At 67.7% G+C, this 22,652-nt stretch carries 20 protein-coding genes; 16 read left to right on the top strand and 4 right to left on the bottom strand.

What is annotated here, in order from left to right; genetic code table 11:
- Positions 1 to 138 precede the first annotated feature (138 nt).
- Genes C1M51_RS06385 through C1M51_RS06375 form a run of 3 tightly spaced genes read left to right on the top strand, consistent with a single transcriptional unit; the run spans position 139 to position 3,589 of the window.
- Positions 139 to 1,215, top strand: a complete 1,077-nt coding sequence (locus tag C1M51_RS06385) for an ABC-three component system protein (RefSeq protein ID WP_129448732.1) — start codon at positions 139 to 141, stop codon at positions 1,213 to 1,215.
- A 50-nt stretch (positions 1,216 to 1,265) separates the two neighbouring features.
- Entirely contained in the window at positions 1,266 to 1,691 is a 426-nt protein-coding gene (locus tag C1M51_RS06380) for an ABC-three component system middle component 2 (RefSeq protein ID WP_129448731.1), read from the top strand.
- Positions 1,692 to 1,696: 5 nt separating this feature from the next.
- The gene (locus C1M51_RS06375) at positions 1,697 to 3,589 is read left to right on the top strand and encodes a hypothetical protein (protein ID WP_207207807.1); all 1,893 of its coding nucleotides are present in this window, start codon (positions 1,697 to 1,699) and stop codon (positions 3,587 to 3,589) included.
- A gap of 245 nt (positions 3,590 to 3,834) precedes the next feature.
- Here the strand turns inward: C1M51_RS06375 and C1M51_RS06370 are convergent, their stop codons facing one another.
- Together C1M51_RS06370 and C1M51_RS06365 are read right to left on the bottom strand one after the other, a co-directional pair.
- A complete protein-coding gene (locus C1M51_RS06370) occupies positions 3,835 to 4,485 on the bottom strand; it encodes a tRNA-uridine aminocarboxypropyltransferase (protein ID WP_129448730.1) in 651 nt (216 codons plus the stop codon).
- Between the two features lie 70 nt (positions 4,486 to 4,555).
- Positions 4,556 to 5,458 (bottom strand): LysR substrate-binding domain-containing protein, encoded by a 903-nt coding sequence (locus tag C1M51_RS06365; protein WP_129448729.1) that lies wholly within the window; start codon positions 5,456 to 5,458, stop codon positions 4,556 to 4,558.
- Between the two features lie 155 nt (positions 5,459 to 5,613).
- Between C1M51_RS06365 and C1M51_RS06360 the strand changes: the two genes are divergently transcribed.
- Positions 5,614 to 5,979 carry a 2Fe-2S iron-sulfur cluster-binding protein gene (locus C1M51_RS06360; protein ID WP_129448728.1) on the top strand — a complete coding sequence of 122 codons (366 nt, stop codon included), beginning with the start codon at positions 5,614 to 5,616 and terminating at the stop codon, positions 5,977 to 5,979.
- A 51-nt stretch (positions 5,980 to 6,030) separates the two neighbouring features.
- Here the strand turns inward: C1M51_RS06360 and C1M51_RS06355 are convergent, their stop codons facing one another.
- Positions 6,031 to 6,966 carry a catechol 2,3-dioxygenase gene (locus C1M51_RS06355; protein ID WP_129448727.1) on the bottom strand — a complete coding sequence of 312 codons (936 nt, stop codon included), beginning with the start codon at positions 6,964 to 6,966 and terminating at the stop codon, positions 6,031 to 6,033.
- A 183-nt stretch (positions 6,967 to 7,149) separates the two neighbouring features.
- Entirely contained in the window at positions 7,150 to 8,913 is a 1,764-nt protein-coding gene (locus C1M51_RS06350; protein ID WP_129448726.1) for a sigma-54-dependent Fis family transcriptional regulator, read from the bottom strand.
- A gap of 228 nt (positions 8,914 to 9,141) precedes the next feature.
- Between C1M51_RS06350 and C1M51_RS06345 the strand changes: the two genes are divergently transcribed.
- From C1M51_RS06345 to C1M51_RS06290, 12 genes are all read left to right on the top strand, one after another.
- Positions 9,142 to 9,402, top strand: coding sequence for a phenol hydroxylase subunit (locus C1M51_RS06345; protein WP_036234607.1), 261 nt, complete (start codon positions 9,142 to 9,144; stop codon positions 9,400 to 9,402).
- 57 nt (positions 9,403 to 9,459) lie between these two features.
- On the top strand, positions 9,460 to 10,455 hold the full coding sequence (locus C1M51_RS06340; protein ID WP_129448725.1) for an aromatic/alkene monooxygenase hydroxylase subunit beta: 996 nt from the start codon (positions 9,460 to 9,462) through the stop codon (positions 10,453 to 10,455).
- A gap of 10 nt (positions 10,456 to 10,465) precedes the next feature.
- Positions 10,466 to 10,756 (top strand): MmoB/DmpM family protein, encoded by a 291-nt coding sequence (locus tag C1M51_RS06335; RefSeq protein WP_129448724.1) that lies wholly within the window; start codon positions 10,466 to 10,468, stop codon positions 10,754 to 10,756.
- Between the two features lie 19 nt (positions 10,757 to 10,775).
- A complete protein-coding gene (locus C1M51_RS06330; RefSeq protein WP_129448723.1) occupies positions 10,776 to 12,389 on the top strand; it encodes an aromatic/alkene/methane monooxygenase hydroxylase/oxygenase subunit alpha in 1,614 nt (537 codons plus the stop codon).
- Positions 12,390 to 12,401: 12 nt separating this feature from the next.
- Positions 12,402 to 12,764, top strand: coding sequence for a phenol hydroxylase subunit P4 (locus C1M51_RS06325; protein WP_036236412.1), 363 nt, complete (start codon positions 12,402 to 12,404; stop codon positions 12,762 to 12,764).
- A 5-nt stretch (positions 12,765 to 12,769) separates the two neighbouring features.
- Positions 12,770 to 13,825, top strand: coding sequence for an NADH:ubiquinone reductase (Na(+)-transporting) subunit F (locus tag C1M51_RS06320; protein WP_129448722.1), 1,056 nt, complete (start codon positions 12,770 to 12,772; stop codon positions 13,823 to 13,825).
- Positions 13,826 to 13,946: 121 nt separating this feature from the next.
- Positions 13,947 to 15,623, top strand: a complete 1,677-nt coding sequence (locus C1M51_RS06315; RefSeq protein ID WP_129448721.1) for a sigma-54-dependent Fis family transcriptional regulator — start codon at positions 13,947 to 13,949, stop codon at positions 15,621 to 15,623.
- 334 nt (positions 15,624 to 15,957) lie between these two features.
- The gene (locus C1M51_RS06310) at positions 15,958 to 16,950 is read left to right on the top strand and encodes an aromatic/alkene monooxygenase hydroxylase subunit beta (protein ID WP_129448720.1); all 993 of its coding nucleotides are present in this window, start codon (positions 15,958 to 15,960) and stop codon (positions 16,948 to 16,950) included.
- Positions 16,951 to 17,019: 69 nt separating this feature from the next.
- Positions 17,020 to 18,543, top strand: coding sequence for a YHS domain-containing protein (locus C1M51_RS06305; protein ID WP_129448719.1), 1,524 nt, complete (start codon positions 17,020 to 17,022; stop codon positions 18,541 to 18,543).
- 10 nt (positions 18,544 to 18,553) lie between these two features.
- Positions 18,554 to 18,916: a phenol hydroxylase subunit P4 gene (locus C1M51_RS06300; protein WP_129448718.1), complete on the top strand. Its 363-nt coding sequence runs from the start codon at positions 18,554 to 18,556 to the stop codon at positions 18,914 to 18,916.
- 232 nt (positions 18,917 to 19,148) lie between these two features.
- Positions 19,149 to 20,159: a YCF48-related protein gene (locus C1M51_RS06295; RefSeq protein WP_242499988.1), complete on the top strand. Its 1,011-nt coding sequence runs from the start codon at positions 19,149 to 19,151 to the stop codon at positions 20,157 to 20,159.
- Positions 20,156 to 22,555, top strand: a complete 2,400-nt coding sequence (locus C1M51_RS06290) for an RND family transporter (RefSeq protein ID WP_129448717.1) — start codon at positions 20,156 to 20,158, stop codon at positions 22,553 to 22,555. Before C1M51_RS06295 ends, C1M51_RS06290 begins: the two co-directional genes overlap by 4 nt.
- Positions 22,556 to 22,652: the final 97 nt, after the last annotated feature.

Here is a 22,652-nt window from a genome sequence, read left to right as displayed (position 1 = left end):
TCTCAACGGACATGGTCACTGCTGCAGCCCGAATCGCCAGGTGAGTGCCAGGATCGGTTAGTGAAGGCATACCCTGTAACATCGGCGCGCAGATGGAGAGGGGCGCCAATAACGGGTATGAGCTCGGGCGCCAGGAATATGGTCACTTCCCCCAAAGCCGGCCGACAGACGCGCGCGAACCGCTTCGTGGTGAGGGGCGGAGTCTTACCGCCCTCCGCCCAAGTCCTGCATTTCGAGCCGCCGCAATGGGAAGAATTCGTCGAGGTCGCTGTTCGGTTGCGGCCCCTCGACCCCGCAGGCACCAAGTACGCCTTCGTTAAGCGGCTCGGTGGCCCCAACGACAAGGGGCGAGACATCGAGGCGCGCCTCGTGCCCAAACGCGAGGCAGGACGCTGGGACCTGTACCAGGGCAAGCACTACGGTAGCCCGTTGGCGCCCACGGACTTCTTCTCCGAACTGGCGAAGTTCTTCAAGCACTTGCTCGCGGGAAGCTATGTGCCGCCCCGGCAGTATCTGATCTGTGCGCCGCGAGGCGTCGGCAGCGACCTCTTCGACCTGCTTGCTGACCACGCGGCATTTAAGCAGCGATTCATTGAAGACTGGCAAAAGGGGGCCACCGGGCTCAAGGCCATAGTCGCTGACTTCACGCCCGCGCAGCTTGCCCTGGTCCAGGCCTACGACTTCTCGACCATCGTCGAGTGCCAACTGCGCGATATCCTCAAATGGCACGCCCTTGACCGCGCCGCTCACCATGCCCTGTTTGGCATCGTGCCCGAGAGGATGGAAGACCCGGACGCGCCCGCCGTGCCGACGAAGGAAGAAGAGAACTACATCCAGGCGCTGCTGCAGGTGTACTCAGAATTTAGTGGCAATGCGCTGTCTCTCGATGACCTGTTGAAGTCGCCGGATTTCGCCGAGCACTTCCACGACCAGCGCACGTCGTTTTACTGCGCGGAAGGGCTGAAAACCTTCAGCCGAGACCTCTATGGCGAGCATGAGTTCGTGCGCCTCTTGGACATGGTCCATGCCGGCGTTCGTTCATCCGTGAATAGCCCCAAGCACACCAACGGGCTTGACCGGCTTGAGGCCGGCTTGACCAACTCGCAGACGCTCAAGGTCAACGACAGTGTCTTGGCGCCGCGGCTGAGACCTGGCGATCTGCCCGGCACTTGCCACCACCTCGCCAACGCCAAGAGGCTCAAGTGGGTCAAGTGAGGCGTCCGGCCGTTGCCGTCTTCAACTCGCCTTTCGAGTTGGGCTTGCGCATGGTCTACCTGCTGCAGGCGCTGTCCCCGCGAGGTGCCGACCTCCAGAAGCTGGTGCTTCTCGACTACGCCATCGTCTACTCGGCCGACCTGGATGGCCCCAGTAGCCTGCACACCCCCATCCCGTTCCGTGGCGCAGAACTGCTGAGCCGGCGAGAGCTGATCGAGCGCGGGCTGCATTTGATGAGCACGCGCGCGCTGGTGACCGCATCGTGGGGCGCCGACGGCATCACCTACTTCGCCGGCGGTGCAGCCCGCACGATGACGACTTCCCTCACGTCGCAATACATGCGGGAGCTTGAGCGCCGGTGCGAATGGGCAGCCCGCATTTTTGGGGCTGCAGATTCGAGCGCTCTGACGTCGCAGTTCGCCGCCAGCGGCCACCTGTGGGGCGCTGAAATTGAAGCCGTCGTGCGGCACGGATAACAACGATGGGCATCAATCTCGGAAAGCTCACCTCGACTGGCCCCGGCTTACCGGACGCCGAGATTGAGTTCCATCCCAAGCGGCGGGTCATCGTCGGCCCGAGCGACACTGGCAAGTCCTACGTGCGTGGATGCCTCTGGTATCTGCTGGGCGGCGACAAGCCACCGAAGCCGTTCCCGCTGGCGCGCGGCTATCAAGAACTGAGGCTCAGGTTCACGTCCGGAGAGCGAGAGTTTGAAGTTCGCCGCTCTCTGTTCGGCGGCGAAGCCGCGGTGTGGGCTCGGCCTCTAGGCGTTGAAGACGACCAGGTCTTTGAGGCGGTCGAGACCGACATCAGCGAACTGCTCGTGGAGCTGTCCGGAGCCGCCGGCAGGCAAATCCTCCGCAATCAGAGCGAGCGTGGACCCGTCACTGGGGACGACGTCCGACACTGGGCGCTGTGGTCGCAAACGGAGATTCCGGCCGAGCACGCGACCAGCGGGCTGGGGTTCGGCATCACGAAGCGCATCTCGTCGTTCAACCTGTTCTTGAGCGGAAACGACGACGCATCCATACAGCTCACCAAGACCAAGTCTGAGGTTGAGCGAATCAAGGGCCAGCTCACGTCAGCGGAAGCTTCGTTTGAGCGCGTCAAGGCAGGCCTCCCAGCTGATGTCACCCGCGATGAGGTCGCCGACGCCATCGAGAGGGTGGACAACACGCTCGCCGCCATCACGAGCCAGTATGAAGCGCGTGCGGCCAAACTCAAGGAGCTGCGCAAGCAGATAGCCGACGCGTCGGATGGGCTGAGGACGGCGACAAACCAGCGCAACCATGCGCAGTCGATGGTTGCGCGCTTCGAACTGCTCGACCTGAAGTACGCAAATGACCTCTCGCGCCTCGGCGCGACGAGCGAGGGCACCGCGTTCTTTGACGCCCTGCCAGCTGTCCCGTGTCCTTTGTGCGGCGCAGCTCCGCATACGGCTGAAACGCATAACCACAGCCCGACCGAGCCAAAGGACTATCGAGCCGCCATCGCGGCCGAGACCGAAAAGATTCGGGTTCTGCGCCTTGGCCTGTCCGCTGCGCTAGAGCGGGAGAAACGGCGCTACGCAAGTCTGCACGTTGCTGCTGAGGAGTTGACCGGCACGCTGAATGCGCTTCAGAACCGCGAGGCCATGGTCGTCGACGGTGCGCGCATCGAGTTCTCGGCCGACCCCAAAACTCTTGCGGTGCGGCGCTCGGAGCTCTCGGCTCAGCTGGCCATCCTTGACGAGCTCGAGCGGCTGGCTGCTGAGATTGCCAGGCTCAAGAAGCTGAAGGTTCGCGGGCGCGTAGACATGAATCGCGACGGAGGCACCGATGGCCGAGCTGTTGCCGACCACGTCAAAGAGCTCCTGATAGCCTGGGGCTTCAACGACATCGAGAACATCTCGCTGGATGCCGAAGAGTGCGACATCGTCATCAACGACCGGCCGCGGCTTAGCTATGGCGCTGGTCTGCGGTCGCTGTACCTGTCTGCGCTTGTCATCGCGTTGATGGAGCACGCCGTCGGCCGCGGCTACCCCCACCTGGGCGTGACAGTCATCGACTCGCCCTTGAAGGCATACGCTGATCCAGTGCAGACGGCGTCGCCTGACCTCGCCCTCGGCACGGTGCGCGAGAGGTTCTACAGCTGGCTTTCGACTTGGGCGGGCAACGGCCAGATCGTTGTCCTAGAAAACGAGACCATCCCTCCGTCCCTCTTGACATCGTTGGAGCCCATCGTGTTCTCGAAAGTGCCCGGCGTGGGTCGGCATGGCTTCTACCCGTATCGCGACGTTCCCGCCGCTGACGTTGAGCCTGCTGACAGTTCCGAGAACGCCGGCGATCATCAGACCAAGAATGACAACGGCACTTCGAGCGGCGATGAGCAATAGAGGTCGTCGACCGCTTTTGTAGTGGCGGAATTTAGTAGAGCAGGCAGCGAAGATCAGATCAAGAAGTCCACCGACAGCAACCAGGAGCAGTTGTTTTGCTTCCGGCGAATCTACGATGCTCCAACTGCCTGGTCTTGGAACTGCAGCAGTAGCGTAGGCCGTGCACCGACGAATGTCCGGTCGCATTTCCAGCAGCCGCTGAGACTGCCGATTGCGAACTACCGCCTTCAGTCTCAAGCCAGCCTTCACTGGCGTTCCGCCGGAGTACTGGGCGCTGCTCGGCCCAAGTTCACCCGAGACCCCTGCCGCGCCGCCACGCCAGCGACGAAGCAGCCAAACGCATCGAGCAGCGGCGCAGCGTCGAAGCCCGGGCCCTCCAGCATCGCCAGCGCCTGCACGGTGGCTTCCAGCGTCGACACCTGGTCGGCGCGCCGCGCCGCGCGGATGGCGCGGTACCGCGTGGGCGCCGGGGCCTCCAGCGGCAGCCGCGGCAGCGCCGCCAGGGCCGGGTGCTCCAGCAGCATCCGCAGGCTCTTGCGCCACGTCGCGTCGATGACCACCAGCCGCAGCGGCGCGTCCGCTGGCGTTGCCGGCGCCGGCGGCGCGGGCGCGGCGGGCACGTCCGGGTAGAGCAGCCGCGTCTGCCGCCCGGGGCGGTGCAGCAGGGACTGCAGCGCTTCAGGCGCGAAGCGCTCGCCGACCACCACCTCGCAGTGCGCCAGAGACAGGCGCAGCAGCGCCACGCTGTTCTTCGCCTGGCGCTGTTCCTGCGGGTGCTGCAGCACCAGCACCTCGGTGCGATGGTCGGTCGGGCGCGCCAGCGCGCACAGGCAGGTGGCCTGGGGGCGCAGGCAGTGCGAGCAGGCCGCGCGGCCAGGGGCGGGCAGGGCGTTCAAGCGGGAAGGGTCGCCAGGCTGTCGGCCCACCGGCGGCCTTGCCGATCGCGGCCTTCATGCAGTCCTGCACTCACTCCCGCCGCTCCCACTTGTCGCGGTACTCCCGCACGATGCCCAGAAACGACCGCAGCAGTGGCGAGGGGTCGGTGGCGCGGTACAGGCAGCTCAGGTCGATGGTGGCCTGCGGCGCGTCGGCGAGCGGGCGGTACACCACGCGCGGCATCTGCAGCGAGGTGATCGATTCGGGGATCAGCGAGAGGCCGTAGCCGCTGGCCACCAGCGCGATGCCGGTCACCGCGTCGCCCACCTCCTGCGCGATGTGCGGCTCGAAGCCCTGCTGCTTGCACAGCTCGATCACCTTGTCGATGAAGCTCGGCCGCCCCACGTTCGGAAACAGCACCAGCGGGTGGTCGGCCAGCGCGCGGAACGGCACCGCCGCCAGCCCGGCCAGCGGGTGGCTCTCGTGCACCGCCACCAGCAGGCGCTCGGTGGTCACCAGCTCGCGGCCGATGTCGGGCAGCGGCGGCATCATGCGGTTGAAGCCCACGGTGATGCGGCGCTGCCGCAGTGCCTCGATCTGCTCGTTCTTGCTCATCGTGTGCAGCACGATGCTCACGCCCGGCAGCCGGGTCCGGAAGGCCTCCAGCAGCTCCGGGATGACGCCGTAGATGCCGGAGCCGAAGATGCCCACGTCCAGCCGGCCGAGCTTGCCTTCGCCGGCGCGCTGCACGCGGTCGATGGCGCCCTCCACGAGCATGCGGATGTTGTTGGCCTCGGTGCGGAACATCTCGCCGGCCTGCGTGAGCTCCACGCCCTTGGGCGTGCGCACGAACAGGTCGACGCCCAGCTCTTCTTCCAGCGCGCGGATCTGCCGCGTGAGCGGCGGCTGGGAGATGTGCAGCCGGGCCGCGGCGCGGCCGATGTTCAGCTCCTCGGCCACCGCCACGAAGTACTTGAGGTGTCGCAGGTCCATGAGGTGCAGGGAAAGGTGGGGAGGACGACCCAGCGGGTATGGCCGCCGGGCGTGAACGGTATTGGCTTTGCCTCGGGCTCTCAAGTATCTTCGCGTCGCCGCGGATCGGCGCACGCCGGCCGCTGCACGGTGATAACCCTGAGAGGAGCCCCGAGGTGTCCGTCCACCCCTGTCCGTCATCGCACCGCGTCACGATCGCCGACACCGGCGAGGCCTACTCCTGCAACAGCGCCGAGACCGTGCTGGTCGGCCTGGCGCGGCTCGGCAAGCGCGGCATCCCGGTGGGTTGCCGCGGCGGCGGCTGCGGTGTGTGCAAGGTGGAGGTGGTGTCGGGCCAGTACCGCAAGCGCGTGATGAGCCGCAGCCACGTGAACGCCGACGACGAGGCCTGCCACCGCGTGCTGGCCTGCTGCATCTACCCGAGCAGCGACGTGGTGGTGCGCGCCATCGGGCCGATGCAGAAGTCGCTCAACCGCGGCAGCGCCGCTGCAGCCGCCACGCCGGAGGCGGCCAAGGCCTGAGCGAGGCGCGGTCGCCACCGCGGGGCCGCACAAGGCCCCGCACGCCCGGCCTCAGGTCACGATGGTGAGGAAGCTCTCGTGCAGCTTGCCGTTCGGGTAGTCCAGGCCGTGGCCGAAGCCGTCGTGCGTCCAGGTGATGGGCTCGCTGTCCGGATAGGGGTCGTAGCCGCCGCAGAAGGTCTCGAAGCGGTTGCCCGAGGGGTCCCAGGCATAGATGGTCTCGCCGCGCGTGGTGCCGTGGCGGGTGGGGCCGATGTCGATGGGCACGTTGTTCATGCCCATGATGTCGCCGGCGCGCAGCACGCGCTCCCAGGTCGGCATGCGGAAGCTCAGGTGGTGCAGCTTGCCCGGCTCGGGGTACTCGACGAAGGCGATGTCGTGCGTCTTGTGCGAGCACGCCAGGAAGATCGCCACCTCGGGCTCGCCCGCTTCCTTGGGGCCGAGGATGCGTTCCACCAGGTAGAAGCCCAGCACCTCGGTGAACAGCTTCTTGTTGGCGGCGATGTTGGTGCCGTACAGCAGGCAGTGGTCCAGGCGGGTGGGCGCCATGCCGCGCTCCGAGTCGGGACCCCAAGGCGCGGGGTTCACCTGGCCGAGGCCGTTGCCCACGTGCTTCTTGTCGGCATACAGCTCGAACAGGTGGCCGGTGGGCAGCTGGAAGCGCACGCGCTCGCCGGTCTCCAGCAGGTCGCCGGCCGGCACGCGCTCGGTCTCCAGGCCGAAGGCGCGCACGTCGCGCTCCAGCTGGTCGAGCGTGGCGCGGTCCAGCACCTTGTAGCCCACGAAGTCGATGCCGGCGGTGTCGGCCTCGCGCAGCACCACGCTGTGGTGGTCGCGCTCGTCCCAGCACTTGAAGTACACGCGGCCCTGCTTGTCGGTGCCGGTCTCCACGAGGCCGATCACGTCACGATAGAACTTGCGGCTGACTTCCAGGTCGAGCACGCGCAATTGCGCGTGGCCGGGACGCAGCACTCCGGTCATTGCCATGGGGGGTCTCCTCGAGGTGGCGGTGTGCGGTGGGCTCGTGCGACGTCTCGGCGGTCGCGGCAGCTTGTTGTTGTTGTCGAGCGGTTGCGGGGAAGTGTAGGAAGCGCTCCGCCTAGCGGTCCAATACCGATACTGGGCTGTCGCGATACCTTGTAGGTATCCGCCGGGCCCCGAGGCCGCGGCTCAGCCCTGCGGCGGCGGTGCCAGCGCGCGCAGCCGGTAGATGAGCTGCGCGCGCGTGATGCCCAGCAGCCGCGCCGCGGCGGACTGGTTGTCGTGGGTGCGCGCCATGGCGCTGCGGATCAGCGCGGCCTCGATCTGGTCGAGCGGCGCGCTGGACACGTCGCCGCTGCCGCTCAGCAGCGCCATCACGCGCTGGCCCAGCTCCTGCGGGCCGTGGGGGCCGGGTTCGCCCTCGGCCGCGGCGTCGAGCGGCGAGGGGCCGGCGTGCAGCGAGCCGTCGCGCTTGAGCGCGAGCAGGCCGCCGTCGACCTGCTCGCCGCCGAAGAACAGGTGCACGGTGTCGATGGCGCCCTGGTCGGGCGCCAGCACCACGCCGCGCTCCACCAGGTTCTCGAGCTCGCGGATGTTGCCCGGCCAGTCGTAGGCCAGCATCGCGTCGATCGCGCGGCTGGTGAAGCCGCTCACGCGCCGGCCGTCGCGCTGGTTGAACTTGTGCAGGAAGTGGTTCATGAACACCGGGATGTCCTCGCGCCGCTCGCGCAGCGGTGGCACCCGCACCGGCAGCACGTTGAGGCGGAAGAACAGGTCCTCGCGGAAGCGGCCGGCCTTGACCTCCTCGCGCAGGTTCAGGTTGCTGGCCGCGACCACGCGCACGTCGACCTTGCGCGCCTGCGTGCCGCCCACGCGCTCGACCTCGCGCTCCTGCAGCGCGCGCAGCAGCTTGCCCTGCGCGGGCCAGGCCAGGATGCCGATCTCGTCGAGGAACAGCGTGCCGCCGTCGGCGCGCTCGAAGCGGCCGGGCCGGTTGCTCACCGCGCCGGTGTAGGCGCCTTTCTCCACGCCGAACAGCTCGGCCTCCACCAGCTCCTCGGGGATGGCCGCGCAGTTGATGGCGACGAAGGGGCCGGCCGCGCGCGGGCCGATGCGGTGCAGGCTGCGCGCCAGCACCTCCTTGCCCACGCCGCTCTCGCCCTGGAACAGCACGGTGGCCTGGGTGTCGGCGGCGCGGCGGATCATGTGGCACACCGCGTTGAAGCCGGCCGACACGCCCACCACGTCCTCGCCGCCGAGCAGCGAGCGCGCCTCCGGCGCCGCCGCGGCGCCGCGGTTGGCGGCGCTCAGGCCGCTGCTCAGGCTGTCGGCCTGCAGCGAGCGCAGGTCGTCGTCGGCGTCCTCCCAGTCCTCGACCGGGCGGCCGACGATCACGCAGTGCGGTGCGCCCTGCGCGCAGCACTGCACCTCGCGGAACATCACCGGCCGGCCCATGAAGCGGCTGACGAAGCCCGAGGCATAGCCCACCTGCTGCCAGCAGGCCACGTCGGTGCCGATGCCGTAGAGGCGGATGTGTTCCTCGGCCTCGGCCGAGCCGTGCCAGTTGAACTCGCCGTAGAAGCGGCCGTGCTCCTCGTTCATGTCGAGCCGCACCGGCTCGACGCGCGCCACGCCCTCCAGCATGTGCAGCTGCGGGCCGACCAGCATGGCCTCGGTGGGGTGGGTGGAGCCGCGCAGCTTGCGTGCGAGGTCGGCGTCGTGCGAGCCGGAGTTGTAGCCCACGCGCGTGATCAGGCCGCGCGCGCGATCGATGCCCAGGCTCTCGATCAGCTCCTGCCGCAGCACGCCCTGACCCGACACGTGCATCAGCAGCATGCGCTGCTCGTCGAGCCAGATGCGGCCTTCGCGCGCGTCGAAGTGGATGCGCGACACGAGGTCGTCGATCGCCGGCGTGGCGGCGCTCTTGGGAGACGGGGTCTTGTGCGAGGCCATGGGCGGCGCTTGTAGAAATTCAGACAGTGCAGGCCGCGGAATGCTAGCGGCGACCTGCATGAATTGATACACGCGTTTGAGCCGAGCGGCTCGCGACACGGCCTCAAACGCGTTCGCGAGGCCGATTCCGGCGCTCGCGGCGACCAAAGATCAGGGTGTTCCCTAGACCCTGGCGCGATGGCACAGGCCGTGCGAAAGCAGGTCATCTCGACCCCCGTTTCATCACGCATGTCCGTCGTGCCGTTTCATCCGCCAGGGGCCGCTCCGGCCTGCTGGGTGCGCCTGCGCAACGAGCGTCGCGACGGCTTCGTCGAGTTCGATTTCTCGCTCGGCGACCCCGACCTGTGGGTGGAGCTGATCCTGCCGCGCCCGGCCTTCGACGCCTTCTGCACCGCGCAGCGGGCGCGTTCGCTCGGCGCGGCCGAAGGCGCGCGCATCGACGCCGAGCAGGCCAAGTGGCGCTACGGCCGGCACGGACCCGACGAATAGCCCACGGCCCCGACACCGGAACGACAAGACACCAGAACACCAGGAGACAAACAGACCATGACCGTCGAAATCCGCACCCAGACCGTCAAGCCGGTGCGCCAGACCTTCGGGCACCTGGCGCGGCGCTTCGGCGACAAGCCGGCCACGCGCTACCAGGAGGCCACCTACGACATCCAGTCCGAGGTGAACCACCACTACAAGCCGCTGTGGGACCCCGAGCGGGACCTCTACGACAAGCGCCGCACCGCCGTCGAGATGGCCGACTGGTACGCGCTGAAGGACCCGCGCCAGTACTACTACGGCAGCTACACGATGGCGCGCGCCAAGCAGCAGGAGGCGCTGGACCGGCAGATGGAGTTCGCCGACCGGCGCGCCCTGCTGGCGCAGCTGCCGGCCGAGGCGCGCGAGGCCATCGTCTTCGCGCTCGTGCCGCTGCGCCACTACGAGTGGGGCGCCAACACCAACCTGAGCCACGTGGCCGCCTACGGCTGGGGCACCGCGGTGACGCAGGCCGCGGTGATGGGCGCGATGGACCGCCTGGGCCTGGCGCAGCACCTCTCGCGCATCGGCCTGCTGGTGGACGGCAACACCGGCGCGGCGCTCGATCAGGCGCACCGCCACTGGGTCGAGCACCCGGCCTGGCAGGGCCTGCGCCGCGAGGTGGAGAACCTGTTCGTCACGCGCGACTGGTTCGAGGTCCTGGTGGCGCAGACGCTGGTGGCCGACGGCCTGCTCTACCCGCTGTGCTACCAGCACTTCGACGCGCACATGGCGCAGCGCCACGGCCCGGCGCTGTCGACCGTGCTCGACCACATCAACCGCTGGCAGGACGAGACGGTGAAGTGGGTCGACGCGACCGTCAAGACCGCGGCGGCGGAGAGCGAGGCCAACCGGGCGCTGATCCAGGGCTGGGTGACGCACTGGCGTGGCGCGCTGAACGCGGCGCTGGCCCCGCTGGCCGAGGCCACGCTGGGCGAGCAGGGCGCGGGCGCGCTGGCCGCGGCCGATGCGGCCCTTGGTGCGCGGCTGGCCCGTCTGGGCCTGGCGGCCTGAGGCGCGTGCCATGAACGCGCCCACTTCGCTGCAGCCCGTGTTCATCGCGCTGCAGGCCAACAACGACACCCTGCCGATCGTCGAGGCCATCCAGGCCGACAACCCGCACGCGGTGGTCCAGGACTACCCGGCGATGGTGAAGATCGACGCGCCCGGCTCGCTGGTGATCCGGCGCGTGTCGATCGAGGAGCGCATCGGGCGCGACTTCGACCTGCGCGAGCTGCAGCTCAACCTGATCTCGCTGTCCGGCGGCATCGACGAGACCGACGACGAATTCATCCTGCAATGGAAGGCCGCCTGAGGGCGCCACGGAGAACCCCATGAACGACACCCCGCAAGCCCGGAAGCTGTCCCTGAAGGAAAACTACGCGCTGCTCACGCGCGGCCTCGACTGGGCGCCGAGCTACCAGCCCAAGGACGAGATCTTCCGCACCGTCGCCTTCGAGGGCATCAAGATCCACGACTGGGACAAGTGGGAGGACCCGTTCCGCCTGACGATGGACGCCTACTGGAAGTACCAGGGCGAGAAGGAGAAGAAGCTCTACGCCATCATCGACGCCTTCCAGCAGAACAGCGGCCAGTTCAACGTCAGCGACGCACGCTACCTGCAGGCGCTGAAGATCTTCCTGACCGGCGTGAGCCCGCTGGAGTACGCGTCGCACCGCGGCTTCTGCATCCTCGGCCGCGAGTTCCCGGGCGTGGGGCCGCGCATCGCGGCGCAGATGCAGGCCATCGACGAGCTGCGCCATGCGCAGACGCAGATCCACGCGATCAGCCAGTACAACAAGTACTTCACCGGGCTGAGCGAGTTCCCGCTGATGTTCGACCGGACCTGGTACCTGTCGATCCCGAAGTCCTTCTTCGAGGACGCGATCACCGCGGGCCCGTTCGAGTTCATCACCGCGATCTCGTTCGCCTTCGAATACGTGCTGACCAACCTGGTGTTCATGCCCTGGGCGTCCGGCGCGGCCTACAACGGCGACATGTCCACGGTGTCGTTCGGCTTCTCGGCGCAGAGCGACGAGGCGCGCCACATGACGCTGGGCATCGAGGTCATCAAGTTCCTGCTGGAGCAGGACCCGGCCAACGTGCCCATCGTGCAGGGCTGGATCGACAAGTGGTTCTGGCGCGGCTACCGGCTGCTCACGCTACTCGCCACGATGATGGACTACATGCTGCCCAAGCGCGTGATGAGCTGGAGCGAGGCCTGGGAGATCTACTTCGAGCAGAACGGCGGCGCGCTGTTCGCCGACCTGGCGCGCTACGGCATCCGCATGCCCAAGCACTGGGAGGTCACCGTCAAGGAAAAGGGCCACGTGGGGCACCAGCTCTGGTGCACCTTCTACCAGTTCCGCCATGCCGCCGGCTTCCCGGTCTGGCTGCCGAGCGACGAGGAGATGGACTGGCTGTCGGCCAAGTACCCCGACACCTTCGACCGCTACTACCGGCCGCGCTACGAGCACTGGCGGGAGATGGAGGCGCAGGGCAAGCCCTTCGTCAACGCCACGCTGCCGCAGCTGTGCCAGGTGTGCCAGTGGCCGCTGCTGTTCACCGAGCCCGACGATCCGACGCAGATCGCCTACCGCGAGGAAACCTACCTCGGCGAGAAGTTCCAGTGCTGCTCCGACGGCTGCCGGGACATCTTCCGCAACGAGCCCGAGAAGTACGTCCACGCGCACCTGCCGGTGCACCAGATCTACCAGGGCAACTACTTCAACCCGGGCGTCGACCCGACGGCGCCGGACTTCAACCCGCTGGTCGAGGCGCTGAAGTACATGGGCATCGCGCCGGGGGTGGACGGCGGCGACTTCGCCACCCACATCGATGCGGTGAACTGGGAGCGCTGGACCCAGCGCCCCGCCAACATGGCGGCGCCCGCCGCCACCGCGGACGCCCTGGCCCGGAGCCAGGCCGCCGAACGCCGGTCCGCCTGAGGAGACACGACGATGAGCGTCAAGGCCATCCGCCCCGACTACCACGGGGACATGAAGGACAGCGTGGACAAGTTCCACGGCCAGCAGCTGCTGGCCATCGGCTGGGACCAACACCTGATGTACGCCACGCCGCTGTGCGTGCCGGTGCCGCCGCAGATGCCGTTCGGCGCGCTGGTCGGGCAGGTGCTGCCTGCGCTGTTCGGCCAGCACCCGCAGTTCGCGCAGATCGACTGGGCGCGGGTGCAATGGCTGCGCGCCGGGCAGCCGTTCGAGCCGGACGCGGACGCGAGCCTGGCCGACAACGGCCTGGCCCACAAGTCGGTGCTGCGCTTCCGCACGCCGGAGCTCGCGGGCCTCTACGGCGTGGGCTTCTGAGCGCCATGAGCTACCGCCTGAGGATCGAGCCGCTCGGCGCCTCGGTCGACGTGGAGCCCGAGCAGACCGTGCTCGACGCCTGCCTGCGCGCGGGGATCTGGCTGCCGCACGCCTGCTGCCACGGCCTGTGCGCGACCTGCAAGGTGCAGGTGATCGACGGCGAGGTGGAGCACGGCGAGGCCTCGCCGTTCGCGTTGATGGACTTCGAGCGCGACGAGGGCAAGACCCTGGCCTGCTGCGCCACGCTGCAGTCCGACACCGTGATCGAGGCCGACATCGACGAGGATCCCGACGCCGAGCTGATCCCGGTGCGCGACCACGTCGGCAGCGTGACCCGCATCGAGGCGCTCACGCCCACCATCAAGGGCCTGTTCCTGCGCCTGGACACACCGATCCGCTTCCAGGCCGGCCAGTACGTGAACCTCGAGATCCCGGGGCTGGGCATCCGGCGCGCGTTCTCGCTGGCCAGCCCGCCGTCGCAGGGCGGCGAGATCGAGCTCAACGTGCGCATCGTGCCCGGCGGCGCCGGCACCGGCTACCTGCACGAGGCGCTGAAGGTGGGCGACACGCTGAAGCTGTCGGGGCCCTACGGCCGCTTCTTCGTGCGCCGTTCGGCGCGCCTGCCGATGCTGTTCATGGCCGGGGGCTCGGGGCTGTCGAGTCCGCGCAGCATGATCCTCGACCTGCTGGAGCAGGGCAGCCCCCCGGCGATAACGCTGGTGTACGGCCAGCGCCACCGGAGCGAGCTGTACTACCACGAGGACTTCGAGGCGCTGGCCGCGCGGCACCCGTACTTCAGCTACGTGCCGGTGCTGTCGCACGAGCCCGAAGGCAGCGGCTGGCACGGCGCGCGCGGCTTCGTGCACGAGGCCGCGAAGGCGCACTTCGGCAACGACTTCCGCGGCCACAAGGCCTACCTGTGCGGACCGCCGGCCATGATCGATGCCTGCATCTCCACGCTGATGCAGGGCCGCCTGTTCGAGCGCGACATCTACACCGAGAAGTTCCTCTCCGCCGCCGACGCCCAGCGCGTGCGCAGCCCGCTGTTCAAGGCGATCTGACGGGGCGATGCGCATCGGCAGGGGGCCGCGCGCCACCCCGACGTCACGGACATCGGGGTACCCTACGCGCTGACACTCGGCCGCTGCGCGTGTGGCGGCCGACCCTGGAGAGCAGGCGAAGATGGCGGACACGAGCAGGCAGAAGCTGATCGAGCAATTCCACCTGCGGTCCAGGCTGCGCTTCAGCGTCGACACCGGGCACATCTGGCTCGACGAGAACCGCATGCTGCTGATGCATGCGAAGGCGTTCGGCGCATTGCGCCACGAGCTGTTCGATACGCTGGGGGCCCGCCGCGCCCAGGGGCTGTTGCTGCGCATGGGGTTCGTTTCCGGTCAGCACGACGCCGACCTGGCGCGCAAGCTCCACGGCGAGGGCGACAACTACGATGTCTTCCGCATCGGCCCGGAGTTGCATGCCTTCGAGGGCCTGGTCAAGGCCACCATCACCGACGTGCAGATCGACTGGGAGCAGGGCAGCTTCCTGGGGGCCGTGGACTGGCACAACTCCTGGGAAGCCGAGTCGCACATCCAGCACTTCGGCCAGGGTGACATGCCGGCTTGCTGGAGCCTGGTGGGCTACGCCTCGGGCTACGTGACGCGCTTCTTCCAGCGCTTCATCGTCTTTCGCGAAACCCAGTGTGTCTGCCAGGGGCACGACAAGTGCGTGATCGTCGGCAAGCCGGCCGAGGCGTGGGGCGACGCGACGTACGTCGACTACTTTCGTGCGGAGAACCTCGACGGGCAACTGCGCGAGCTCGAGGCGGAGCTTGCGCAACTGCGGAACAAGCTGAGCGAGCGTCGTTCGCCCGGCCGCCTGATCGGCCACGCACCGGCCTTCCGCGCCGCCTTCGGCCTGCTGAGCCAGGCGGCGAACAGCCCGATCAGCGTGCTGTTGCTCGGTGAAACGGGCGTCGGCAAGGAAATGTTCGCGCGCTGGCTGCACGAGAACAGCCCCCGCGCGCAGCAGCCCTTCGTGGCGATCAACTGCGGTGCGATCCCGCACGACCTGATCGAAGCCGAGCTGTTCGGCGTCCGCAAGGGTGCGTACACCGGTGCGCACGAGTCGCGTCCGGGGCGCTTCGAGCGCGCCGACGGCGGGACGCTGTTCCTCGATGAGGTGGGGGACCTGTCGCCTGCGGCGCAGGTCAAGCTGTTGCGCGTGCTGCAGACCGGCGAGGTCGAGCCGCTCGGCGGCGATCGGGGGCAGAAGGTCAATGTCCGGCTCGTCGCGGCGACCAACGTCGATCTGCAACGGGCGATCGCCGAGGGGCGGTTCCGCTCGGACCTCTACTACCGCCTCGCGACCTATCCCGTCACGATCCCGCCGCTGCGCGAGCGCCGGGGCGATATCCAGCTCCTCGCGACGGCCCTGATCGACAAGTACTGCGATGTCTACGAGAAGCGGTCTCTCGGATTGAGCGAGCGCGCCTTGCAGGCCCTGATGGCCCACCCCTGGCCGGGCAACGTGCGCGAACTGGAGAACCTGATCGAGCGCGGCGTGCTGCTGGCCCCGGCGGGCGGCGAGATCGAGGTCCAGCACCTGTTCGCCGGTCCGCCGCCTCCCCTCGACGAAGGCGCCTCGGTGGGACCGTCCGGGATCGTGTCCAACCCGAATGATCCGAGCCGCGAGCGGCTCTACGAAAGCCTGTTGCAGGAGGGCTTCGATCTCGAGGAGCACGAGGCTCGCCTCGTCGAGCTCGCCGTGCGGCGGGCCGGCGGCAACCTGACGCGGGCGGCGCGGCAGCTGGGACTCACGCGTCGTCAGCTCGCCTACCGGTTCAAGCACCGGGGGTCCTAGCGCAGCCGTCGGGGGCGGCCTGACGTTTTTGTCAGTTCCGCGGCGCGATCGGACAGTTTTGTCGGGCGCCGGACGGCGCCTGCTCGCCGTTCAGGCCCGCTTTTCCAATCGCGACAAGCACTTGGCTTGTCTGGCACGGGCACTGCTCAGTGACGTCGAAGTCGCTCGCGCCGCGGCGAGCGCTTGACGAAAGCAGAACAGAGCAGGAGACACGACATGGCCCATGGTGGTTCGCTCAGGCCCGAGCACCCCCGGCACACCCCGACGCCGCTGCCGAGGCCGCGGCCCGTCACGCGCTCCGCCGGACGGCACATCCTTCACGAGACGAACGACCATGCAGATTGACCTCAAGACCGTCAACATCCAGCCGCTGCGCCAGGCCTACTCGCACCTGATCCGCCGTTTCGGCGACAAGCCCGCCTCGCGCTACCAGGAGGCCAGCTACGACATCCAGGCGGCCGAGAACCTGCACTACCGCCCCACCTGGGACCCGGCGCAGACGCTCTATGACACCGGCATCACGCGGATCGTCTTGAAGGACTGGTACGCGCTGAAGGACCCGCGCCAGTACTACTACAACACCTACACGCAGGCGCGTGCGCGCCAGCAGGACACCGCCGACGCGAACTTCGGTTTCGTCGAGTCGCGCGGCCTGGTCGACATGCTGCCGGACGATCTGCGTCAGGTCGCTCTCGACCTGCTGCTTCCTCTGCGGCATGCGGCCTGGGGTGCGAACCTCAACAACACGCTGATCTGCGGTTACGGCTACGGAGTGACCTTCACCCAGCCCTGCATGTTTCAGGCGATGGACAACCTGGGCATCGCCCAGTACCTGTCGCGCCTGGGTCTGCTGTTCGGGGGCGTCGAGGCCCTCGATGCCGGGAAGCGTGCGTGGCTGGAGGGTGCGTCCTGGCAGCCGCTGCGCAGATACGTCGAAGACTCGCTCGTCGTGCGCGACCCTTTCGAGCTGTTCGTCGCGCAGAACGTCGCCCTCGACGGCCTGCTCTATCCGCTGGTCTACGAACGGGTCGTCGACGACGAGCTGTCCGCCCGCGGCGCGTCGACGATCGCCATGCTCACGCAGTTCATGAGCGAATGGTTCGCCGAAACGCGGCGGTGGGTGGATGCGGTGCTGAAGGTGGCGGCGGCGGAGTCGAACGGCAACCGGGACCTGCTCGCCGAATGGACGAAGGTGTGGAGCGACCGAGCGGCCTCGGCGCTGGAGCCGGTCGCCGCCATCGCCCTGGAGGGGCGTGCCGCGGAGGCCGTGGAAGAGCAGCGGCTCGCGCTGCGGGCGCGCCTGAGGTCGTCCGGTATCGAGCTCTGAGGGGCGGCGTGTTGACGAGGACGAAGACACGATCACCCTGCACTGGAACACCTGACAAGGGAGCACGACATGGACAAGCGAGTCGCGAAGAAGAAGCTGGGTCTGAAAGAGAACTACCAACGCCTGACGCGCGATCTGGGTTGGGCACCGAGCTACCAGCCGGTGGACCGCATCTACCCGTACGCGAGCTACGAGGGCATCAGGATCCACGACTGGGACGAGTGGGAGGACCCGTTTCGTCTGACGATGGAGGCCTATTGGAAGTACCAGTCGGAGAAGGACAGGAAGTTCTACGCGATCATCGATGCCCATGCGCAGAACCATGGTCACCTGAACATCACCGACGCCAGCTACCTGTCGGCGCTCAAGATCTTCCTGCAGGCCATCAGCCCCGGTGAATATGCGGCGCACAAGGGCTTTGCGCGGCTCGGCCGCGAATTCCCGGGTGTGGGCCCGCAGGTCGCCTGCCAGATGCAGGCGATCGACGAACTGCGCCATGCCCAGACCCAGATCCACGCCCTGTCGAACTACAACAAGTTCTACAACGGCTTCCACGCCTTCGCGGACCAGCGCGACCGCATCTGGTACACGTCGGTGCCGCGCTCGTTCTTCGACGATGCGATGTCCGGGGGGCCGTTCGAGTTCCTGATCGCGATCGGATTCTCGTTCGAGTATGTGCTGACCAACCTGCTGTTCGTGCCCTTCATGTCGGGTGCGGCCTACAACGGCGACATGGCCACCGTCACGTTCGGCTTCTCGGCGCAGAGCGATGAGGCCCGGCACATGACCCTGGGTCTGGAGTGCATCAAGTTCATGCTGGAGCAGGACCCTGCCAACGTCCCCATCGTGCAGCGTTGGTTGGACAAGTGGTTCTGGCGCGGCCTGCGCCTGTTGTCCCTGGTGGGCACGATGATGGACTACATGCTGCCCAAGCGCGTCATGTCGTGGGCCGAGGCCTGGCAGATCTATGCCGAAGAGAACGGACGCGCCTTGTTCAGCGACCTGGCACGTTATGGCATCCGCATGCCCAAGGGGTGGAATGATGCGGCGAGCGCGCGTGACCACATTTCGCATCAGTTCATGCTCGGCCTGTACCAGTGGAGCTTCGGCACGGCATTCCACGGATGGATCCCTTCCGAATCCGACATGGACTGGCTGGCCTCGAAGTATCCGGACACCTTCGATCAGTACTACCGCCCGCGCTGGAACCACTTCCGCAAGCTGGCGGACGAGGGGCGACCGTTCCGCAACCTCGGCCTGGCCAAGTTGTGCCAGACCTGCCAGTTCCCCTGCGTGTTCACCGAGCCGGAGGACCCGACGCTGTTGTGTCACCGCGAGGCCGAGTACCAGGCCGAGCGCTACCACTTCTGCTCTGACCACTGCCAGGAGATCTTCGAGCACGAGCCGGAGAAGTACGTCCAGGCGTGGCTGCCGATGAACCAGCTTTTTCAGGGCACCTCCGGTGGTGGCGGCATCGAGAACTGGATGAGGTGGGTCAACCTGGTCGACGGACAGGACAACGGCGACTACGAAGGTTCGCAGGACCAGAAGAATTTCCATGCCTGGAAAGGCATGAGCACATCGAACCTCTGAAGGGACCGACATGGCAGTCACCTCCACCCGGGACTACGTCGGCGTTCCCGCCGACGTCGTGAGCAATTACCACGGCAATCAGCTCGTCTACGTGAGCTGGGATCACCATCTGATGTTCGCCGCGCCCTTCATCCTGTGCGTGTCGCCGGACATGCGGCTGGCCGATCTGGTCCACGGGCCGATCGCTCAACTCGTCCAGGCCGACCCCGACGCGGCCCGGATCGACTGGCCGCGGGTTGAATGGCTCAAGAGGGGGCGGCCCTTTCGACCGGATTTCTCTCGCAGCCTGGCCGAGAACGACATCGCGCACAAGGACCAGCTGCGTTTCCGCACGCCGGGGCTGAACAGCCTGTGCGGCCATGGGGTGAGTTGAACGGCGAGCGGCCGACGCCCTGCGCGTGCGCAGCGCGCGGGGCGGGGTGCGGCGATCCGAGGGGCCGGGGGGCGCGGATACCTTGCGAGTATCGAAGCCGGTGCGCATCGGTATTGGACCGTGCCACGCCCTGAATCCTAGACTTTTCCCCATGCGCGTCGTCGTACGACGCGAGGCCTTTTCCGAGTCACCGACACCGTGCGGTAACGAGGCGCACTCCGGAGACCCACGAATGAAGCCGCCCTCTCCTTTCATGTTCCGTGGCCTGAGCGCATTGCTGCTGCTGTGCGGACTGCAAGGTCTGAGCGGATGCATGCAGCCGGCCGATTTCAGTGCGGTGAAGGCGCAGAGGGAGAAGGCGGTGCTGGGGTCCGACACCTTCCAATCGGCGTCGAGCAACGGCCGGGTGCTGGTGGCGGGGACCGCGAGCGGCGCGCTGGTCAGCTCGGCCGATGCGGGGCGCAGCTGGAGCCGCCAGCGGCTGGCCTCGCCGGCCTCCGTCATTGCGCTGACCGCGTGCGCCGACGGCAGCTTCATCGGGCTGGACTTCTACCGCAAAGTCTGGATCGGAGATGCCGCCGGCCAGCAATGGAGCGCCCGACCCCTGCCCGGCAAGATCAACCCCATGGCCATCGCCTGCGCCCCCGACGGACGCCTGTGGGTCGCCGGCAGCCACACCACGCTCCTCTCCAGCGCCGACCGCGGCCAGACCTGGGAAGCCAGCGACTTCGACGAAGACGCGCTCCTCACCACCGTCCAGTTCATCGACGAACAGCACGCCGTCGTCACCGGAGAATTCGGCACCGTCCTCACCAGCGCCGACGCCGGCAAGACCTGGGTCAAGCAAGCCCCCATCCCCGGCGACTTCTACCCCTACGCCACCGTCTTCACCGACCGCTCGAACGGCTGGTCCAGCGGCCTGGGCGGCGTCATCTGGCACACCGCCGACGGCGGCAAGACCTGGCGCGCCCAGGACAACCGCGCCGCAGCGCCCATGTACACCCTGCTGCGCCAGGGCGACGAACTCTACGGCCTGGGCGGAGGCGGCCTCATGGTCGTCAAGCGAGGCGACGCCTGGGAACGCTTCGACCACGGCCTCGTGCCGCCCGCCTACCTCGCTGCCGGCGCCGTGCTCGACGCCCGCTCCATGCTCGTGGCCGGCTCCGCCGGTGCCCTGCACGTCGTCACCGCGCCCGGCCAGATCGCCCTGGCGGCCCACCACACCCAAGGAGCCGCCCGATGAACGGCCTGCGCCAACGCATCGTCACCATCCTGCAGCGCGGCGAAGAGTGGCTCTTCGCCAACCCCAAGTACGTCCTCGGCATCATCCTGGCGGTCACGCTGGGCTTCGCCACCCAACTGCCCGCGCTCAAGATCTACACCGACTTCAGCGACCTGCTCCCGCAGAAGCACGCCTACATCCAGACCTACAACCGCATCAAGGAGAACTTCGGCGGCGCCAACATGATCGTCATGGCCATCGAAGTCGAGCAAGGCACCATCTTCAACGACCGCACCCTCGCGCTCATCGACCAGGCCACCCAGGGCATCGACAACCTCCCCAGCGTCAACCACAACCTCGTCGCCAGCCTCACCCACCGCACCGCGCGCAAGGTCTACCTCACCGCCGACGGCAACTTCGCCTCCGAGTCCTACTACGACCCGGCCCAGCCCGCGCGCAGCGCCGAACAGCTCGAACAACTGCGCAAGGACGTCATCGCCAACCCCCGCATCTACGGCCTGCTCGTCTCCCCCGACCTCAAGGCCGCGCTGGTCAAGGCCCAGCTCAACGAAGGCGACATCGACTACGCCAAGACCTTCGCCGCGCTGCAGGACGTGCGCCACAAGCTCGAACAACCCGGCCACAAGGTCTACGTCACCGGCAACCCGGTGCTCACCGGCTACGTCTACACCTACCTCAACCAGATCATCGCGATCATGTTCTCCACGCTGGCCCTGCTGGCGCTGCTGCTGATCGTCTACTTCCGCCGCTTCTACGGCGTCGCGCTCCCGCTGCTGGGCATCGCGCTGAGCTCCATCTGGGGACTGGGCTTCATGGCCTGGCTCGGCTACAACCTCGAGCCCCTGTCCATGCCCATTCCCTTCCTGATCGCCGCGCGGGCCACCTCGCACGGCGTGCAGCTCGTGGCGCGCTACTACGAAGAACTCGCCGTCACCCACAGCGGCAAGCAGGCCGCGCGCAACGCCCTCGACGCCCTGTTCCGGCCCGGCTCGCTCGCCATCGTCGTCGACGCCCTCGGCCTGGCCGTGCTCGTGCTCGGTGCGGCCCCCTTCAACTGGAAGCTCGGCGTCTCCGCCGGCTTCTGGGGCCTGGCCGTCATCTTCACCGTCCACTTCATGGTCCCGCTGGCGCTCACCGTGCTGCCCCAGCCCAGGAAGACCGAGAACAAGAACCAGGGCATGCGCAGCTTCCTGGCCGCCGTCATGGCCCGCACCGGCGGCACCCGAGGCGGCGCCATCGCCATCCTCGCCGTGTCGGCCGTGCTCATGGTCGGCGGCAGCCTCTACGCCGCGCGCGTGCAGATCGGCGAGTCCGAGCCCGGCTCGCCCATCTTGAAGCGCGACCACGACTTCAACCTCTCCACCAAGGCCATCAACGCCCGCTTCCCCGGCTCCGAAGAACTCCACATCGTCGCGCGCACCGCCGAGAAGGGCGGCATCAAGCGCCCCGAAGTGCTCCAGGCCATGGAGGACTTCCAGCAGCACATGCAGGCCGACCCCGCGCTCGGTGGCGTCAAGGCCATCCCCGCGGTCGTGCGCGCCGTCAACCGCCTCACCCACAGCGACGACCCGCGCTGGATGCAGCTGCCCGACAACGCCGCCGAAGTCGGCGGCCTCATGTTCGCCTACATGGCCTCCAGCCCCATCCCCGGCGCGCTCAAGGAGTTCGTCAACGCCGACGAGAACGAAGCCAACATGGTCTTCTTCTACAAGGACCAGCGCGCCGAGACCATCAACCGCGCCGTCGAACTCGCCAAGGAAGGCGCCGCCGAGATCGAGCAGCGCGTGCCCGGCCTCACCATCGAACTCGGTGGCGGCCTGATCGGCGTCACCGCCGCGGCCAACGAAGCCCTGCACGCCGACCACATGCTCATCATCCCCCTGGTGATGGGCATCGCCTTCCTGCTCGTGATGGTCTATTACCAGTCCTTCCATGCCGGCTGGCTGATGGTCCTGCCCATGCTGTTCTCCACCGTCATGACCTACGCCTACATGGGCATCCAGGGCATCGGCATCAGCGTCAACACCGTCCCCGTCATCGCCGTCGGCGTGGGCGTGGGCATCGACTACGCGGTGTACTTCATGGACCGCATCCGCGAAGAGTACGAAGCCACCCACGACATCCGCCAGGCCGCCATCAACGCCTTCAGCACCACCGGCTACGCGGTCAGCTTCACCGCGCTCACCCTGATCGCCGGCGTCGTCATGTGGATCTTCCTCTCCGACCTGCGCTTCCAGTCCGACGCCGCGGTCCTGCTCTCCTTCATGCTCATCGTCAACGCCGTCGCCGCCATGCTCATCGTGCCGGCCTGGTGCGTGGTCTTCAAGCCCCGCTTCGTGACCGCCGAGACCCCGGGCAGCGACGACAAGACCCCCGCGGCGCTCCAGCCCGCCTGAGGCGCCGCCCCGAACCCAGGAGTGAAGACGCGCGGGCAGGGGACTGCCCGCTCCACGAGAAGGTGTGCATTCGATTCCATCCAAGGAACCCACGCAG

Source organism: Methylibium sp. Pch-M, from assembly GCF_004136295.1.
GTDB lineage: Bacteria > Pseudomonadota > Gammaproteobacteria > Burkholderiales > Burkholderiaceae_C > Methylibium > Methylibium petroleiphilum.
Note: the sequence above shows the minus strand (reverse complement) of the source record. Positions and strands in the feature narration are given on the sequence as shown.